Raw genomic sequence first — 15,304 nt, forward strand, 5'->3', positions numbered from 1 at the left:
ACAGCGTCCACAAGGGAGTATGCCTGCCGGTACGGCAGAACGAGGACGCCGAGGCCACGGCGTGTGCACCCCTGTGGCTGACACCGCCTCCCCGGCGTGGCCGGATCCAAAAGCATTCCGCAGGGGCGTGTGAGAACGAGGATCCGGGGCATAAGCGCCCGGGCAGCCGTCAGTCAATCGGGAGGGAACGGCCACCATGTCTCGCTCGGCCACCGCGGTAAGTCCCATTCGTGCAACAGACGTGCAGATCACGCCCTCTGTACCCGCCGACGGGACCACGGGAGCCCCACCGCAGGGCGTGACACTGCCCGAGGTGAAGAATCCGCGGGAGACGTCACCTGCCGACGCGCGTGAGCTCTCGAAGCTGTTCTTCGCCAGGCTCCGCGACCTCGAAGAGGGCACGCGCGAGTACCAGTACGCCCGCAACACCCTGATCGAGATGAACCTCTCCCTCGTGCAGTTCGCCGCACGGCGCTTCCGCGCCCGCGCCCACGGCGGAGGCCTGGACATCGACGACATCATCCAGGTCGGCATCATCGGTCTCATCAAGGCCATCGACCGCTACGAACCCGAGCGCGAGGTCGAGTTCTCCACGCTCGCCCTCCCCTACATCACCGGTGAGATCAAACGCTACTTCCGCGACACCACCTGGGCCGTGCACGTCCCGCGCCGTCTGCAGGAACTGCGTTCCGAGCTCGCCAAAGCGCAGGAGACCCTGACCGACCTCCTGGGACGGGCCCCGACGGTCAGGGAAGTCGCCCGGCACCTCGAACTGACCGAGGAACAGGTCATCGACGGGCTGGTCGCCGCCAACGGCTACACGAGCGGCTCCCTGGACACCGCCGGCGCCGACAGTGACGAGCCCGCGACCTCCTCGAGCCGGACGACACGGCCGCTGGCGGAGCGGCTCGGCGACCTCGACCCCGCCATGGAACTCTTCGAGGAGTTCCACACCCTGGCCCCCCTGCTGGAGCAGCTGGACGAACGCGACCGGCTGATCCTCCGGCTGCGCTTCGGCCAGGAAAAGACCCAGGCCGAGATCGGCGCCGAACTCGGCATCTCCCAGATGCAGGTCTCGCGCCTGCTGTCGCGGACCCTGACCCGGCTGCGCGCCGGAATGCTCTCGGTCTAGGCAACGGAGTCGCCGGCCAGGGGCGTCGCCTGTTGCTCCACCACCCGCCATACTCGTTCCGCAAGGTAGTGAAGATGTTCCCGGAGGAGTGTGCCGCGCTGGAGGTCGCTGCATGACGAGCGTTCCTGCGTCCAGCGCCCCTGGGGGCTTCGTCCACCCCGCCTTGTTCTACCGGGGCCAGGCGGAGTACCTGGCGGGAGTGGGCGGGTTCGTACGGGCCGCCCTCGCGGCCGATGAGCCGGTGCTCGTGGCCGTGCCCGCCCCTCGCCTGGAGTCTCTGCGCGACAGCCTCGGCGTCGATGCGGCCGAGGTCACCTGGACGGACATGACGCAGCTGGGCCGCAACCCCGGCCGCATCCTGGCCGCCCTGCAGGAATTCGCCGACCGGCACGCGGGCCGGCCGGCCCGGATCGTCGGCGAGCCGATCTGGCCCGGACGCACGCAGGCGGAGGTACTGGAGGCCACGCGCCACGAGGCCCTCATCAACACCGCCTTCGCAGGACGAGGGGCCACCATCCTGTGCCCGTACGACGTACCGGGCCTGCCGGCCGCAGTGGTGTCCGACGCCCGGCGTACCCACCCCATGCTGATGGAGGAGGGCAAGGACCTGCCCAGCTTGGACTACGCGGATGCCTCGTCGGTCATGGCCGACTGCGATCGCCCGCTGCCCGAACCCGACGGCGGTGCGACCTGGTTCGCGTACGCCCGCGGCGAGCTGGGCGAGGTGCGTGCGTACGCAGAGGCCCGGACCCGCGGCACGGCCCTGAGCCCGCCGCGGCGCGGCGATCTCATCATCGCGGTCAGCGAGGCCGCCGCGAACTCCCTCGCCCACGGCGGCGGGCGGGGCGTGCTGCGCATGTGGGGCACGCCCGGTGGCGGGGTGGTGGCCGAGATCCGCGATGGCGGTCATCTGGCCGACCCGCTGGCGGGGCGCCGCCGCCCCTCCCTGGCATCGGCCAACGGGGGCCGCGGCCTGTGGATGATCCATCAGCTGTGCGACCTGGTCGAGATCCGCGCCTCGGACAGCGGCCTCACTCTGAGGATGCACATGGAACCCTCGTGAGACCGGCGGTCCCCTAGACTGGAACGGGCCTGCTCAGGTGACCTCGGCCCGGGGGCGTACGCACGGCCCAGGGCCCCGGGACCATGAAGGCGGGGCGAGGCGGGCCGCAACGGTTCCCGCGAGCAGAGAGACCAGTGTCAACGGTGGGGGTGAGGTACCACAGTGGAAACCATCGGACCGGGAACCGGCGATCCACTGCACGCCGGGCCTTCCGCCGTGGCACAGCGCCGTCGGCTCGCCCTCTCGGGCGTCCGCGGCCACGTGGCCAAGGGCCGCGACTTCACACGCCGGGCCCTGCAGGACTGGGGCTGGGACGGCAACGCGACCGCCGAGGACGCCCTGCTCCTCGTCTCCGAGCTGCTCACCAACGCCTCACTGCACGCGGGTGGTTGCATCGAACTCGTGGTCTCGTCCGGCGAGGTCCTGCGCATCGAGGTCTTCGACGGCACGACGACACTGCCCCACCGCCACCCCTCCCCGCAGCGCGGACTCCCCGGCGGCCACGGCCTCCACATAGTGGAGCGCCTCTCCGATCGCTGGGGCACCCACGTCCATGACAACGGCAAGGCCGTCTGGGCCGAGATCGAGGCATCGCGGCTGACCTCGGGCAGGCCCAGCAGCCGGTGACGTGATCGTCATCGCCTTCGCCCTCCTGGTCCCCGTCCACACCCTGGCCCGGCACCGGCAGGACATGAGCGTGCCGCCGGCCGTGTCCCGGGCAGACGGGACACGGCCGGCGGCAGCGGTCGGTGTCGGCGGAGTGACGGCGTGCCTACTCGCCGCGCCCGCTGGCGAGGTCCCGGGCCCGGTCGACCAGTCCGGTACCCGCGGACAGCAGCCGGTTGCGGGACCGTGAGGCGAGGGCGCCGGGGTGGGGCCGGGTCGGCGCGAACCTCTTGGCCCGCCGCACCTTGTCGCCCAGCTTGTCGAGGGATTCCGGCGGGCATGCCTGGCGGAGGCGGGGGAACAGGTTGTCCTCCTCGTCGTGCACGTGGGCGGTGACCTCCGCCTTGAGTACGGCGATGAGCTGGTCGAACTCCGGACCCGCCGCGTCGAGTCCCTCGAGGTCCTTCAGCAGCTTCTCGACGCGGGCGTGGTCGGCCAGTTCCTTGTCCGCGATGAGGTCGCCGTCCGGGAAATGCTCCCGGACCGCCGGGTAGAGATGCTCCTCCTCCGCGACCGCGTGCCGGATCAGTTCGATGGTCAGGTGTTCGGCCGCCTTCTGCCGCTCGCCCGCCGGGGTCGTGTGCTCGATCCTGGCGAACAGCCCGTCCACCTCACGGTGGTCGGCGGTCAGTTCGGCGATGATGTCCCCTGCGTGTCCCATGCCGTCGTTCCTTCCCGATCGTCCGGGACCGGGCGGTGCGCACCGGTCGCTGCGCGTGTACCCGGGAAGACACAGCGCTAACGAGCCGGCCGGGCGGCGGCCCGGCAGCCGGAGGCCCGCGCCGGCCGGTGCATGCCGCCTCGGGGGCGGGGTAGCCGGGCTGTGAAGGGTCCTCACGGCCGGCGACCGGCACCGCGGGGTGCGGGCCGCCGACGACACGGAAGGGATGCGCATGTCGCACGTCGAGGAGTACGTCGAGGTCAACGTCCCCCTACGCACGGCCTACAACCAGTGGACGCAGTTCGAGGAGTTCCCCGCCTTCATGGAAGGCGTCGAACGCATCGACCAGCGCACGGACACGCTCACCCACTGGGTGACGAACGTGAACGGTGTACAGCGCGAGTTCGACGCGCAGATCACCGAGCAGCTCCCGGACCGGCGCGTCGCATGGATGACGGTGGACGGGGAGGCCCGTCAGGCCGGGCTGGTCACGTTCCAACCGATCGACGCGAGCACGACCAAGGTCGTTCTGCACATGAACTGGGTGCCCGACGGCCTGGCCGAGACGGCCGCCGACAAGCTCGGCTTCGTCCGGCGCCAGGTCGCCGGCGATCTGAAGAGGTTCAAGCTGTTCATCGAGTCGCGCGGTGTCGAGACGGGCGGCTGGCGGGGCGAGGTCTGACCCCGATGACAACCGGCGAGGCGAACCGGGGCGTCCGGGCCGCATCCCGTGGCGGTGGGCTCCGGGAGGTCACGTCGCGCTGCGGGCTGCTCGCGCGCGGGGTGCTGTACGTCATGGTCGGGGTGCTGGCCCTGCGGGTGGCCTTCGGCGACTCCGGAGGCCAGGAGGCCGATCGCCAGGGCGCCCTCCAGGAGCTCGCGGAAAACTCCTTGGGCAGCCTCCTCATCTGGGCCGTGGGCATCGGGTTCGTGTGCATGACGCTGTGGCGCCTGCTGGAGGCGGTGTTCGGCGCGGCCGGCCCGGACGGCGACAAGCCGATGAAGAGGCTGGCCTCGGCGTGCCGGACCGTCTTCTACGCTGCAGTCGCCTTCTCCGTGCTGTCCTTCGCCATGGGCAGCGGTGGACGCTCCGGAGACGAGCAGTCACGCGACGTGACGGCCAAGGCGCTGGACGTACCCGCCGGCCAGTGGCTGGTGGGTGCGGCCGGGCTCGGGATCGCCGTCGCGGGCGTGGTCATCGCGGTACAGGCGGCGCGGCGCAGCTTCCGCGAGGACCTCGCCATGGGCGGGGCCTCGGAGGGGTGGCGCAAGGCCGTCGATTTCCTGGGGGTGGCCGGCGGCCTGGCCCGGGGCGTCGTGTTCGCGGCGGCCGGCGGCTTCGTCCTGTACGCCGCGGTGCGCTACGACCCGGCGCAGGCGAAGGGCATCGACGACACGTTGAGGTCGTTCACCGGGACGGCGGCGGGGCCGTGGCTGCTGGTCGTGGTCGCCGTCGGCCTGGTGCTCTTCGGGCTGTTCTCCTGGGCGATGGCCCGGTGGCGCAAGGTCTGACCCCGGGCGGGCGGCTCACGCGCCTACTGCCCCCCTTGCGGGCTGGGCGGCCGGGTCGTACCGCGGGAGCGGTGGACGATGTACGGGCAGCACGCCCCACAGTACGTGAGGTGCAGGGTACGGCGGCGGCTGCGGTCGAAGGTGGCCACGTAGCGGGCGGACAGCTCCGGTTGCGGTACGTCGGCGACCGCGGTGCACAAGCGCTGCCGCAGCGGGCCTCCTCACCGCCGGGGTCGCCGAGGCAGCTGCGGACGAGGCCGAGGCGACAGCGGTGGGGCGGACGGCCCCGCGCGCCGGCGGCCCGGTGGAACCGCCGCCGTCCGCGGGGCAGCGGATCGACGGCCCGCGCGCTACCCTCCTGCGCATGGTTGACATGGACACGCCCCGAAGTAGGTTCCGTGGGCGCCTTCGCAGCGCACCTGCGCCCGGCCCGTGGACCGCCCCCTCCCGGCTCATGAGAAGGACCGGCCGGCGCACCTTCGTCTGCCTCCTCCTGCTGGCCCTCCTGGGCGCGGCGACGGCAGCGTCCGCCTCGGCTCCGGCCGGGGCCTCCGCCGCCTCGGTCTCCCCCGGTACGGGCGCGGCGGAAGCCGCGGCGGCCCGCTGGGGCGACCGCCGCCTCGACGAGGCCGCCTTCCTGACCACCCACAACGCCTTCACCAACTACGACGACTCCCGCTGGAGTTCGGTGAACCAGGCCGAGTCGGTGCGGGCCCAGCTCGACAACGGGGTCCGCGGTCTGAGTCTGGACACGCACTGGTACGAGCGCAGCACCTGGCTGTGCGTCATCAGCTTCGGCAGCGACTGCTACCCCAGCGACGTCTACCTGTGCCACGGCGACTGCAAGACCTTCGCCGGAGCCACGTACGCCCTGCCGCGGCAGTCGTTCCAGGGCACGATGCAGACCGTGGTGGACTTCCTCGCCTCCCATCCGCAGGAGGTCGTGACCGTCTTCCTCGAGGACTACGTGGGCGCCGACCAGCTGGGTCAGTCCCTCGGCCGGGTCAGGGGGCTGCAGGAGCTGCTGCTGCGCCCCGACGACTGGGGGGTACGGCAGCACGGATGGCCGAAGGTGGCCGACCTCGTCACCGCCGGCAAGCGCCTGCTGATCTTCTCGGACCGGTCCGACCGTGAGCACCTGGGCGTCATGTACGACAAGTCCTGGACGGTGAGCAACTACTGGAGCCTCGGGGACATGGGCAACGACCTCGCCTGCGTCACCCGCTGGCCCGATGTGCCCCTGGACCGCCAGGAGCCCGGATTCCGGCGGCTGTTCACGATGAGCCACCACCGCAACGTGCCCACCGTCCTGACGGCGGCCCTGGACAACGGCGCCAAGCTGCGCAATCGCATCGCCGAGCAGTGCCGGCCCGCGGCCGGGGGCCGCAACCCGAACTACGTCTCCGTCGACTTCCACCGGCTGTCGGACGGCAGCGGCCACACACCCGCCTCGATCGTGGCGGAGCTCAACGCGAGCCCCTGAGTGCCGCTGACCGGGCGGTCGGTCAGTGCTCCGCGTGCAGGCTCGGCTTTCCGTCCGGCACCGGAGCCGGAGCCGGTGCGGCCGGGTCGACGGTCGCCGTGATGACCGTTGCGGTCAGCACGCTGGCCAGGGTGAGCCCGGCGACGAGCCACCCCGGGCGCGAGCGCTTGCGGTGCCGGGCGCTCGCGCGGCGGGCGCGCGGGTGCGGCGCGGTGTCGCGTTGCCGGCGGGGCTCCTGGGGTGCGGGGTAGGGGTTCATCGCAGATCGGGGTCCTCGGTCGTGCCGGTGGGTCCGGTGGGTCCGGTGGATTCAGCGGGCTCAGCGGGCTCAGCGGCTCAGCGGGCTCAGTAGGTGAAGCACTCCGTGTGGATGCGCGCCGCGGGGACGCCCGCCCTGATCAGCGCCGCAGTGGTCGCATCGGCCATGCCGGGCGGCCCACAGAGGTAGACGTCGCGGTCGGACAGGTCGGGGACGAGCGCACGCAAGGCCTGGGGCGCGAGGGGGTCGTACGCGGCGTCGGAGCGTCCGACCAGGTAGTGCAGTGCGGCCTGACGGTCGGCGGCGATGGCCTCCAGCTCATCGCGCAGGACCAGCTGGTCCGCGTCGCCCGCCCGGTAGAGCAGGGTCAGATCACCCGGGCCTGCCGGCAGCGACTCGAAGAGGGCGCGCATGGGAGTGATCCCGATGCCGCCGGCGATCAGCAACACCTTGGAGCGGGTGCGCCGCCGCTCGGTGAGGGCGCCGAACGGACCGGTCGCAAGGACCCTGGTGCCCGGCCGGAGCCCGCGGACGCGCCGCGAGTGCCCGCCGAGCGCCTTCACGGTGATGCGGAGGCGGTCGTCGCGGGCGGGCGCGGAGAGCGAGAACGGCAGGGCGGTGTGCCACAGGCCACCGGTCAGGAATCGCCAGCGGAAGAACTGACCCGGCGCGGCCCGGAGTTCGCGGAGCCGGCCTCCCTGGATGGTGACGGAGACGACGCCGGGGCCCTCCAGGTCGACGGCGGCCACGCGCAGACCGTGCCGCAGGGCCTGACGGACCGGGACGATCCCGCGGTACCAGGCGAGCAGTACGCCGACGACGGTGTGGAGCAGGGCCCAGAACCAGGTGGTGAGGGCGGTGACGGCGACGTCGGGGCCGGCGAGCTGGTGGACGAAGCCGAGCGCGGCGGCGAGGTAGGTGAGGAGGTGGATGCCGCGCCACGCCTCGTGCGAGACCCGGCGGCGCACGGCCCGGGCAGAGCACAGACCGGCACCTGCCAGCAGCGCGGCTCCCGCGAACGCGGCGGTGACGGCCGGGTACCGGAACAGGGCCCCGGTGGCGGTCAGCAGGTCGGTCCCGGTGCGCAGGGCGTACACGACGAGGGCGAACAGTCCGTGGGCGCCGCACAGGACCAGAACCCAGCGCCCGCCGAAGGCGTGCCAGCGGGCGAGGCGGTCGGCACCCACCCCGTGCTCGACCGCCGGTACGCGTGCCATCAGGAAGAGCATGGCGAGGATCCCGTAGCCCGCGAGGAGCCCGGTGAGGTGGGCGGCCGCCCCGATGAGCTCGTCGGGGCGGGCGGACGGATGCACCTGCACGGCCCACAGCAGGACGACGGCGGCCGCCCCACCGGCCAGGCCGGCGCGCAGCCGCTCGGGGGCGGTCCTCATCTGCGCCGTCCCGCGCCGGCGCCGGTGGCGGTCGAGGGGCCGGGAAGGGCGCGCGGGAGAGCCATGCCAAGTCCGTTTCACTCGTTGGTCGACACATCTCCCTGCCTGCCGTACCGGAGCAGCTCCGGAGACGGCCGACAGGGACGTAGCGTCGGCAACTATGTGCAAACTCGCTCGCGGCAAGCAATGGCGATGACATCCGTCACGGACGGCGATGTGAGCGCTATGTCCGCTCCTGAGAGATATGGACACTCCACATCGACTCGCCGACGGCCAGGCGCACTCCCCGTTTCGACTTTGCATTCCTGCAGTACAGACGTGCCGCGACCGCCCGCCTAGCACACGTGGGCGTGCGTTTTGGGTAACTTTTTACGCTTCCTCGGCGCTGCCGCACGCCTGGTGGCCCCAGCGGTTGTCGAGCTTGGTGATCATGTCGCCGACCGCGTACGACGATCCGCAGGGGCAGCTGCCGGGGAACTTCGCCTTGATGGCGCCCCGGCTCCGGGTGGACTTCTTTGCTCCGGCTCCGGCTCCGGCTTTGGCTCCGGCTGCGGGCTTCGATCGCGAAGCAGACGTGCGGGCGGGAGCGGGTACGGGAATAGATGCACTGCCGAGTGCCGTGCCGGCCGCCTGCTGGGTGACCGCGGCGTCACTGGCGGCCTGGTCGGCGATCGCATTCAAATGGTCGCCGTCCTCGCGGTGGGCCGGCACGTAGCGGAATTCCACGTCCCGCTCGGCCAGCAGGGCGTCGATCTGCTCGACGAGCTCCCGGTTGGCCACGGGTTTGCCCGCCGCGGTCTTCCACCCGTTGCGCTTCCAGGCCGGGAGCCACTGGGTCACCGCCTTCATGGCGTACTGGGAGTCCATACGGACCTCGACGGCGGTCCCCGGGGCCAGGGACTCCAGCAGCCGCTGGAGGGCGGTGAGCTCACCCACGTTGTTGGTGGCCCGGCCCAGGGGCCCGGCCTCCCAGCGCTCCGGCCGGCCCTGTGTGTCGGCGACGACCCACGCCCAGCCGGCCGGTCCGGGGTTCCCCTTGGCCGCGCCGTCGCAGGCGGCAATGATGCGATCAGACATCCCCCGATCATGCACCACCGCCGCCCGGCGGCGAATTCGGCTCGTGAGGACGCCACGGGGAGCGGGCCGACCGGATGCACCGGCCGGGGGTTCCCCGCAGCCGGTCCGGAAGCCTCCTCGCCACGGGGGTGCCGGAACGGCACAATGGGCCGGGTCAGCGCCGCCCGGCAGGAGAGCGTGTGAGCGTACCGATCATCATCGACTGCGACCCCGGGCACGACGACGCCCTCGCGATCATGCTCGCGGCAGGTGACCCCGCGGTCGACCTCCTGGCCATCACCACCGTCGCGGGCAATCAGACGCTCGCGAAAACCACGCTGAACGCGCGCCGGGTCTGCACCGTCGCGGGCATCACGGACGTGCCCATCGCTGCAGGCTGCGCCCGGCCGCTGGTCCAGGCGCTGAACGTGGCGGACGACGTCCACGGCGTGTCCGGCCTCGACGGGCCACGATTCCCCGAACCCACCGTGGACGTGGTCGCCGAGCACGCGGTGGACCTCATGTACCGGATCCTGACCCGGCACGCGGAGCCGGTCACCCTCGTACCGACGGCGCCGTTGACCAACATCGCCCTGCTGCTGACCCGGTATCCCGATGCCGCCTCCCGCATCCGGGAGATCGTCCTCATGGGCGGATCGACGGAGCGGGGCAACCGGACCCCGGCCGCCGAGTTCAACGTCCAAGCCGACCCGGAAGCCGCGGACATCGTCTTCCGCAGCGGCGTTCCGCTCACCATGTGCGGCCTGAACGTCACGCACCAAGCGCTCGCCACGCCCGAGATCGTCGCTCGCTTCGAGGGCCTGGGCACCGAACTGGGGCACGTCTGCGCCGAGCTGCTGACGTTCTTCGGGTCAACCTACCGCAGGCTGTGGGGGTTCCAGGACCCGCCGCTGCACGATCCGGTCGCGGTCGCCCGGGTGATCGACCCGTGCATCGTGCACTGCGTGGATGCGAACGTGGTCGTCGAGCTGCAGGGCCGGTACACCCGGGGTGCCACCGTGGTGGATCTGCACCGGTACCTCGACCGGCCCGTGAACGCGCAGGTGGCGCTCACCCTGGACGCCGGCCTGTTCTGGGACCGGATGGTCGCCGCCGTGACGGCTCTCGGCGACCGCATGGCCTGACCGGCCCGCAGGTGGTCAGACGGGCGTGAAGACGTCCTCGCGGGTGTCGTCGAGGATGAACCCGAGGTCGAGGCGGACCCGGACGGTCACGCGGTGCCTCTGCTCCTCGTACGCGATCCAGGCGGGTTCCAGGGAGCCGACCTGCTCTTCGAGCTGCCTCCTGCTCCCCGGGGGCATCTCGTGGCCGAAGGTGTCGAGAAGCGACTTGAGCCGCTCGTACTCGCGGGCCTCGTGGCTCTGATGCTGGTGTTCGACCACCCGCTCGACGGTGCCCTCGGTGCCTGCTGCCAGATACACGGACCCGGCGACGGCCCCCGGCGAGGTCGCGGGCTCCCCCGTCATCGCCACCCAATCGGTCAGTCTGGTGTCCGCGGCCAGCTTCACCCGCTGGCCTTCTTTCAGCGTCATCGAATCCTCGTCCCTCCGTCGGTGCAGGCTGTTCGCACTTAAGGTCATGAATCATCGATAACCTTAAGCATCCTCGCCACCCGGGGAAGCAGCATCACAGGAGAGGCACAGACATGAACCCCGCCCAGCACGGAACGGCCGTCGCAGCCGAGACCGCCCGATTCGTCGCCACGGTCAAGGGGGCCGACCTCGCCACGCCGGTGCCGACCTGCCCCGGCTGGACTCTCGCCGACCTCACGCAGCACGTCGGCAGCGTGCACCGCTGGTTCACCGAGCTGCTTCGCCGGCGCATCCAGCAGCCGCCGACGAGCCGTGACGTGGACCTGCGCCTGCCGGAGGACCGGGAGGGTCTGCCGGACTGGCTGGCCGAGAGCGCTGCGGAGGCCGCCGAGGTCTTCGCCGCCATCGACCTGGACGCGCCGATGTGGGCCTGGGGAGTCGACCAGCACGCCCGCTTCTGGGTCCGGCGCATGCTCTTCGAGACCCTCGTCCACCGGGCCGACGCGGAGCTCGCACTCGGGATCGATCCGCACATCGACCGCGTGCTGGCGGTCGACGGCATCGACGAGTTCCTCACCAACCTGCCGTTCGCATCCTCCTTCGCGCCGGGGACCGGCCAACTGCGCGCCCCTGACCGGACCCTTCGCTTCAGCTGCACGGACGGCGCCGGCGACTGGCAGGTCGGCCTGCGCCCCGACGGCTTCGCGCTGGTGACCGGCGACGCCGAGCCCCGTACGGCGGACGCCACGGTGCAGGGTTCGGCTGCGGACCTGCTCCTGCTCCTCTACGGCCGCCTGGACCGCCGGAGCGACGCCTTCCACCTGCTCGGCGACCCGGACCTGATCGCCCACTGGTTCGCACACTCGGCGTTCTAGACATCACCGACCGGCCGCCAGGGCGCGGCGCGGAGGTCCGCGGTGCTGCGCCGCTCCCGCACCACCGGGGGTTCGTCGGCCGCCCGGCCGACCGCGATCATGGAAACGATCGACCAGCCGGGGTTCGGCCGGAGCTCCCCGGTGAGGGCTTCGAGATCGAAGGCCCGGAACTGGTGGGATGCCAGCCCCATGGCCTGGGCCTGGATGCTCAGGTGGGCGACGGCCTGTCCGAGGTCGTAGTCGGCGAACTCGGAGTAGACGGTCCCGGAATCGTCGACATGGCGGCGGGTGAGCGCAACCACGAGCAGACCGGCGTCGGCCGCCCACCGTGCAGAGCTGGGCGCGAGATGGCGCAGCACCCGCTCGCGGTCCGGCTCGCCCGGCCTGACGGGAAAGAACCCCCACGGTTGGGAGTTCCCGGCAGAGGGCGACCACCTCGCGGCTTCGAGGAGCAGCTCGAGGGCGTGGTCGTCGACGAGGCCCGACGGGTCGAACTTGTAGGGGCTGAACCGGTCGGCCAGCAGGGGGTGGATCCGGTCGGACCGCTCGAGATCATGAGGCACGTCCCGGACAACAGACTGCCCGGGCGGTTCATTTCCGTTCGAGCCGCTCGGCCAAGGACACGCGCTCCACTCAATGTCGTACGACCTGCCGCTGGCACTCCGGGCCCTGGCCCGGACCGGCCGTGGGGAACTCCGCGACCACATCGCCGACTTCCACCGGATGAACGACCTCCTCGCCTCCTCCGTCGACGTGGTCCAGGACGAGACCTCCGCCCGGTACTGCCGTCGACTGCAGTCGCTGGACCGGTTGTTCACCGGCGACGACGAGCTGTTCACCAGCTACGGGATCCGGGTCGCACGGGGCACGGCCTGGTTCAACTGCGACAGGCTGACGGATCCGCAGGCCACCGCCGGGGCGATGGGCTCCATCAGCAGGTCGACCGCCGCGTTCATCGCCGAGTTCCGCTCGCCGGACGACTGGCGGCGCCGCCTCGCCTTCCGAGTCCTGCGGGCCGTGGTCCCCTCCCGGCGGCAGTGGCCGCCACGGGCACCCCGGTGGGAGGCGACCTGCGGTCCGTCTGAGCTCCGGTCCACGGGCCGCTAGGGTCGTGGGGAACCGTCCCGGATCAGGTGGAGGCATGGTGGGCACAGCTCTGGTCGCGCTGGCGGCCGCGACCGTCGGTGTGGTCGGCACGCTCCTCGCGCCCGTCCTGTCCCAGCGTCTGACGGCCCGTGCCCAGGCGGAGCAGTTCGACCGCCAGCAGCGGACGGACCACGCCGTACGGCTCCACGAACGGCAGATCGCCGAGGAGGAACGGCGGCGCCACTGCTATGTGGCGGCCAACGCCGCGTACCGGCGCCACCGGGTCGAGCTGATGAACTTCCTGTGGCTGGTGCAGAAGGGCGAGGTCACGCCGGAGGGCCGGCAGGCGATGGAGGCCGCCCGGCATGCGCACCACGCCGCCTTCGCCGAGGCTCAGATGATCGCCTCCACCGCGGTGATGGACGAGCTGGACACCATGACCACGGCGCTGTCCGAACTGTACGGACGGACGATGCGGCTGGAGGAGGGCCACCCGGTGCCGGGTGGCTCCTTCCAGGAGATACACGACGAGCTGCAGGAACTCTGGAGCCGCGGGCAGGATCTCCGCGCCGCGATGCGCGCCGACCTGGGCGTCGACGACGGCCCGATCACCCGCCCCACCGCGCACCCCTGAGCCGGCCGGCCGCCGCGATGCGATCGACGGCATGGCGCACTGACCCGACCCCCGGCCGTGCGGCGGGCCCACTTCACGCGGCTGCTCCACGACACCGACCTCGACATCGACGCGACAGCCGCTCGGAGCGGCTACGCGCTGCGGCGGGCAGTCCAGCGCTGGTACGGCACCACGCCCGCCAGGCTGCACCGCGACGGGGTTCGGCCTGAACCCCCGCCCCGCCACCGCTCCCCCGTCAGAAGCCGTTGCGAAAGCGCATCCTGAGGGGGCGTCCGTCCGGGTCGATCAGGGCGCGGTGCAGCGGGGCCGCGAGGAGGCGCTGGACGGCCGGCAGGTCCGGCGGGACATAGCGGCGGAGTCTGCCCGCAGGGCGCGGTCCGGGACGGCCGCCCGCGTGCCAGGCGTCCAGTGCCGCGGCGGTCTCCTTGAACGCGTCGAATGCGGCCTCCGGATCGCACAGCCCCGGCTCCGCCCCGGCCTGCGCGTCCAGGTGTTCGCGCATGAGCTCCAGACGCAGCTCCCGGGCGAAGCGCCGGGCTCCGTCACCCAGTCCGCCCGGATCGTGCGGCGGCCGCGGATCAAGGCTCCGGTCGAGGACGGCGCAGCTCAGCTCGGAGTCGTGGGTCCACGAACGCAGGTTGACGTTGTCGGACCCGACCGCAGCCCATACGTCGTCGATCACGCAGACCTTGGCATGCACGTATACCGGGGTTCCGGCGCGGTTCTCCAGGCCGTAGACCGTGACCCGGTCCCCGCCCGCACGGCGCAGCTCCTCCAGGGCGGTGATCCGCCCGATCAGGTTCACGGGCCGACTGAGCCGGCCGTCCTCTTCCGGAACGGAAGGGATGACGGCGATCAACCGCAGCCGCGGGTGCGCGCGCAACGCCCTGGCGAAGCATTCCACCACGCGCGGGGACCACAGGTACTGGTCCTCCACGTAGATCAGCGTCCGGGCCCGCCTCAGCGCCTTCAGATAGCCGCGGGCGATGCTGCGCTCGCCGTCGGGGGCGAAGGGATACCCGCGCAGCAGCCGGTTCGGGTAGGTCCGCAGCACCTGGACGGCGTGCGTACCGCACGCCGGAGGATCGGCGCCCTGCGGCGGCAGCTCACCGGCGCCGGTGTCCTCCCGGTCCCACAGCTCGCGCAGGCGGATCAGGGGGCTGCGGCTGAGCGGCGCCGGGTCCTCCCAGCGTTCGCGGAAGACGGCTTCGACGTCCCCGACGGCCGGCCCGCTGACCGCGAGCTGGACGTCGTGCCACGGGGGGTGCGGACCGTAGGCCGGTGCCATGGGCAGGGACTGGCGGTCGCCCGGGTGGCCGGCGTCGTCGTTGCGGTTGTGGCACAGGTCGATCCCGCCGACGTACGCGACATCGCGCTCCGGGCGGCCGGGGTGGCGCAGCACCACCATCTTCTGGTGGTGCGAGCCGCCGGGCCGCACGCGCAGGTCGAGCAGGCATTCGCCGCCCGCCGCCTCGATGTCTTCGCCGAGGGAGAGGTTCTCCTCCTCGCTGAACCGGAAGCCGTCGAGGTGGGAGCGCCACAGCAGTCCCTTGACGATGACGCCGCGCTCCGCAGCCCCGCTGAGTACGGCCGCGATCTCCGTACCGGCTCCGGCCAGCCGCTCGTCGGGATCGCCGCGCCAGTCGGTGAACAGGACCAGATCGCCCGCGTGCATCCCCCGGATCCGCTCGAGGAGCTCGGCGAAGTACGCCGCTCCGTGGACCAGCGGCCGGGCGTCGTTGCCCTCGGAGCAGGCCGCTCCGTCCGCCCGGCGCTTCTCCAGCCGGGTGGCGGGGTTCCCGCGCTCTCCGGGATCCAGCAGCCAGTCCGAGTGGGACATGGCACGACCTCCACGCACCCGCCTACCCACTGCCGGCCCGTCCACCCGCGCCGCCCGGTGGCGCGCCCGGGTACCGGGCCGTACCGGTCGGTG

The 15,304-nt window shown here is 72.0% G+C and carries 17 protein-coding genes; 10 read left to right on the forward strand and 7 right to left on the reverse strand.

Annotation, left to right across the window (positions count from 1 at the left end; translation table 11 throughout):
• Window positions 1-196 precede the first annotated feature (196 nt).
• The 3 genes from AB5J51_RS04050 to AB5J51_RS04060 all read left to right on the forward strand — a co-directional run bounded on the left by AB5J51_RS04050 (window position 197) and on the right by AB5J51_RS04060 (window position 2,822).
• Window positions 197-1,132 carry a SigB/SigF/SigG family RNA polymerase sigma factor gene (locus AB5J51_RS04050; protein WP_369776869.1) on the forward strand — a complete coding sequence of 312 codons (936 nt, stop codon included), beginning with the start codon at window positions 197-199 and terminating at the stop codon, window positions 1,130-1,132.
• 112 nt (window positions 1,133-1,244) lie between these two features.
• A complete protein-coding gene (locus tag AB5J51_RS04055) occupies window positions 1,245-2,195 on the forward strand; it encodes an anti-sigma factor RsbA family regulatory protein (protein WP_369776870.1) in 951 nt (316 codons plus the stop codon).
• Between the two features lie 216 nt (window positions 2,196-2,411).
• Window positions 2,412-2,822, forward strand: a complete 411-nt coding sequence (locus AB5J51_RS04060; RefSeq protein WP_168724420.1) for an ATP-binding protein — start codon at window positions 2,412-2,414, stop codon at window positions 2,820-2,822.
• Between the two features lie 145 nt (window positions 2,823-2,967).
• Here AB5J51_RS04060 and AB5J51_RS04065 read toward each other — a convergent pair whose 3' ends face one another.
• Window positions 2,968-3,522, reverse strand: a complete 555-nt coding sequence (locus AB5J51_RS04065) for a hemerythrin domain-containing protein (protein WP_369776871.1) — start codon at window positions 3,520-3,522, stop codon at window positions 2,968-2,970.
• Between the two features lie 232 nt (window positions 3,523-3,754).
• Here AB5J51_RS04065 and AB5J51_RS04070 point away from each other — a divergent pair, with 232 nt between their 5' ends.
• From AB5J51_RS04070 to AB5J51_RS04080, 3 genes are all read left to right on the forward strand, one after another.
• Window positions 3,755-4,204 (forward strand): SRPBCC family protein, encoded by a 450-nt coding sequence (locus AB5J51_RS04070; protein ID WP_030293370.1) that lies wholly within the window; start codon window positions 3,755-3,757, stop codon window positions 4,202-4,204.
• Window positions 4,205-4,209: 5 nt separating this feature from the next.
• Window positions 4,210-5,034 carry a DUF1206 domain-containing protein gene (locus AB5J51_RS04075; protein ID WP_136227025.1) on the forward strand — a complete coding sequence of 275 codons (825 nt, stop codon included), beginning with the start codon at window positions 4,210-4,212 and terminating at the stop codon, window positions 5,032-5,034.
• 454 nt (window positions 5,035-5,488) lie between these two features.
• Window positions 5,489-6,517 carry a PI-PLC domain-containing protein gene (locus AB5J51_RS04080; protein WP_369776872.1) on the forward strand — a complete coding sequence of 343 codons (1,029 nt, stop codon included), beginning with the start codon at window positions 5,489-5,491 and terminating at the stop codon, window positions 6,515-6,517.
• A gap of 22 nt (window positions 6,518-6,539) precedes the next feature.
• Here AB5J51_RS04080 and AB5J51_RS04085 read toward each other — a convergent pair whose 3' ends face one another.
• From AB5J51_RS04085 to AB5J51_RS04095, 3 genes are all read right to left on the reverse strand, one after another.
• Window positions 6,540-6,776, reverse strand: a complete 237-nt coding sequence (locus AB5J51_RS04085; protein ID WP_053789341.1) for a hypothetical protein — start codon at window positions 6,774-6,776, stop codon at window positions 6,540-6,542.
• Between the two features lie 86 nt (window positions 6,777-6,862).
• A complete protein-coding gene (locus AB5J51_RS04090) occupies window positions 6,863-8,167 on the reverse strand; it encodes a ferric reductase-like transmembrane domain-containing protein (protein WP_133895712.1) in 1,305 nt (434 codons plus the stop codon).
• A gap of 369 nt (window positions 8,168-8,536) precedes the next feature.
• A complete protein-coding gene (locus AB5J51_RS04095; RefSeq protein ID WP_133895713.1) occupies window positions 8,537-9,244 on the reverse strand; it encodes a ribonuclease H in 708 nt (235 codons plus the stop codon).
• A gap of 179 nt (window positions 9,245-9,423) precedes the next feature.
• Here AB5J51_RS04095 and AB5J51_RS04100 point away from each other — a divergent pair, with 179 nt between their 5' ends.
• Window positions 9,424-10,368: a nucleoside hydrolase gene (locus tag AB5J51_RS04100; protein ID WP_369776873.1), complete on the forward strand. Its 945-nt coding sequence runs from the start codon at window positions 9,424-9,426 to the stop codon at window positions 10,366-10,368.
• 15 nt (window positions 10,369-10,383) lie between these two features.
• Here AB5J51_RS04100 and AB5J51_RS04105 read toward each other — a convergent pair whose 3' ends face one another.
• Window positions 10,384-10,776 (reverse strand): hypothetical protein, encoded by a 393-nt coding sequence (locus AB5J51_RS04105; RefSeq protein ID WP_369776874.1) that lies wholly within the window; start codon window positions 10,774-10,776, stop codon window positions 10,384-10,386.
• 113 nt (window positions 10,777-10,889) lie between these two features.
• On the opposite strand from AB5J51_RS04105, the gene AB5J51_RS04110 reads away from it, so the two are divergent.
• Window positions 10,890-11,651 (forward strand): maleylpyruvate isomerase family mycothiol-dependent enzyme, encoded by a 762-nt coding sequence (locus AB5J51_RS04110; protein WP_136227021.1) that lies wholly within the window; start codon window positions 10,890-10,892, stop codon window positions 11,649-11,651.
• On the opposite strand, the gene AB5J51_RS04115 is transcribed toward AB5J51_RS04110, so the two are convergent.
• Entirely contained in the window at window positions 11,648-12,214 is a 567-nt protein-coding gene (locus AB5J51_RS04115) for a nitroreductase family protein (protein WP_369776875.1), read from the reverse strand. The genes AB5J51_RS04110 and AB5J51_RS04115 overlap by 4 nt on opposite strands.
• 73 nt (window positions 12,215-12,287) lie before the next feature.
• Here AB5J51_RS04115 and AB5J51_RS04120 point away from each other — a divergent pair, with 73 nt between their 5' ends.
• Together AB5J51_RS04120 and AB5J51_RS04125 are read left to right on the forward strand one after the other, a co-directional pair.
• Window positions 12,288-12,758, forward strand: a complete 471-nt coding sequence (locus AB5J51_RS04120; protein WP_369776876.1) for a DUF5995 family protein — start codon at window positions 12,288-12,290, stop codon at window positions 12,756-12,758.
• 34 nt (window positions 12,759-12,792) lie between these two features.
• A complete protein-coding gene (locus AB5J51_RS04125; protein ID WP_053789333.1) occupies window positions 12,793-13,371 on the forward strand; it encodes a hypothetical protein in 579 nt (192 codons plus the stop codon).
• Window positions 13,372-13,606: 235 nt separating this feature from the next.
• Here AB5J51_RS04125 and AB5J51_RS04130 read toward each other — a convergent pair whose 3' ends face one another.
• Complete coding sequence (locus AB5J51_RS04130) at window positions 13,607-15,211, reverse strand: phospholipase D-like domain-containing protein (protein WP_369776877.1); 1,605 nt, start codon at window positions 15,209-15,211, stop codon at window positions 13,607-13,609.
• Between the last annotated feature and the right edge of the window lie 93 nt (window positions 15,212-15,304).

It is taken from the genome of Streptomyces sp. R33 (assembly GCF_041200175.1).
Classification (GTDB): Bacteria; Actinomycetota; Actinomycetes; order Streptomycetales; family Streptomycetaceae; genus Streptomyces; species Streptomyces katrae_B.

Excerpts from the sequence above, each read along its gene's own strand:
- AB5J51_RS04050 (WP_369776869.1), top strand. The coding sequence starts at position 197 with ATGTCTCGCTCGGCCACCGCGGTAAGTCCCATTCGTGCAACAGACGTG.
- AB5J51_RS04055 (WP_369776870.1), top strand. The coding sequence starts at position 1,245 with ATGACGAGCGTTCCTGCGTCCAGCGCCCCTGGGGGCTTCGTCCACCCC.
- AB5J51_RS04065 (WP_369776871.1), bottom strand. The coding sequence starts at position 3,522 with ATGGGACACGCAGGGGACATCATCGCCGAACTGACCGCCGACCACCGT.
- AB5J51_RS04070 (WP_030293370.1), top strand. The coding sequence starts at position 3,755 with ATGTCGCACGTCGAGGAGTACGTCGAGGTCAACGTCCCCCTACGCACG.
- AB5J51_RS04075 (WP_136227025.1), top strand. The coding sequence starts at position 4,210 with ATGACAACCGGCGAGGCGAACCGGGGCGTCCGGGCCGCATCCCGTGGC.
- AB5J51_RS04080 (WP_369776872.1), top strand. The coding sequence starts at position 5,489 with ATGAGAAGGACCGGCCGGCGCACCTTCGTCTGCCTCCTCCTGCTGGCC.
- AB5J51_RS04085 (WP_053789341.1), bottom strand. The coding sequence starts at position 6,776 with ATGAACCCCTACCCCGCACCCCAGGAGCCCCGCCGGCAACGCGACACC.
- AB5J51_RS04090 (WP_133895712.1), bottom strand. The coding sequence starts at position 8,167 with ATGAGGACCGCCCCCGAGCGGCTGCGCGCCGGCCTGGCCGGTGGGGCG.
- AB5J51_RS04095 (WP_133895713.1), bottom strand. The coding sequence starts at position 9,244 with ATGTCTGATCGCATCATTGCCGCCTGCGACGGCGCGGCCAAGGGGAAC.
- AB5J51_RS04105 (WP_369776874.1), bottom strand. The coding sequence starts at position 10,776 with ATGACGCTGAAAGAAGGCCAGCGGGTGAAGCTGGCCGCGGACACCAGA.
- AB5J51_RS04110 (WP_136227021.1), top strand. The coding sequence starts at position 10,890 with ATGAACCCCGCCCAGCACGGAACGGCCGTCGCAGCCGAGACCGCCCGA.
- AB5J51_RS04120 (WP_369776876.1), top strand. The coding sequence starts at position 12,288 with ATGTCGTACGACCTGCCGCTGGCACTCCGGGCCCTGGCCCGGACCGGC.
- AB5J51_RS04125 (WP_053789333.1), top strand. The coding sequence starts at position 12,793 with ATGGTGGGCACAGCTCTGGTCGCGCTGGCGGCCGCGACCGTCGGTGTG.
- AB5J51_RS04130 (WP_369776877.1), bottom strand. The coding sequence starts at position 15,211 with ATGTCCCACTCGGACTGGCTGCTGGATCCCGGAGAGCGCGGGAACCCC.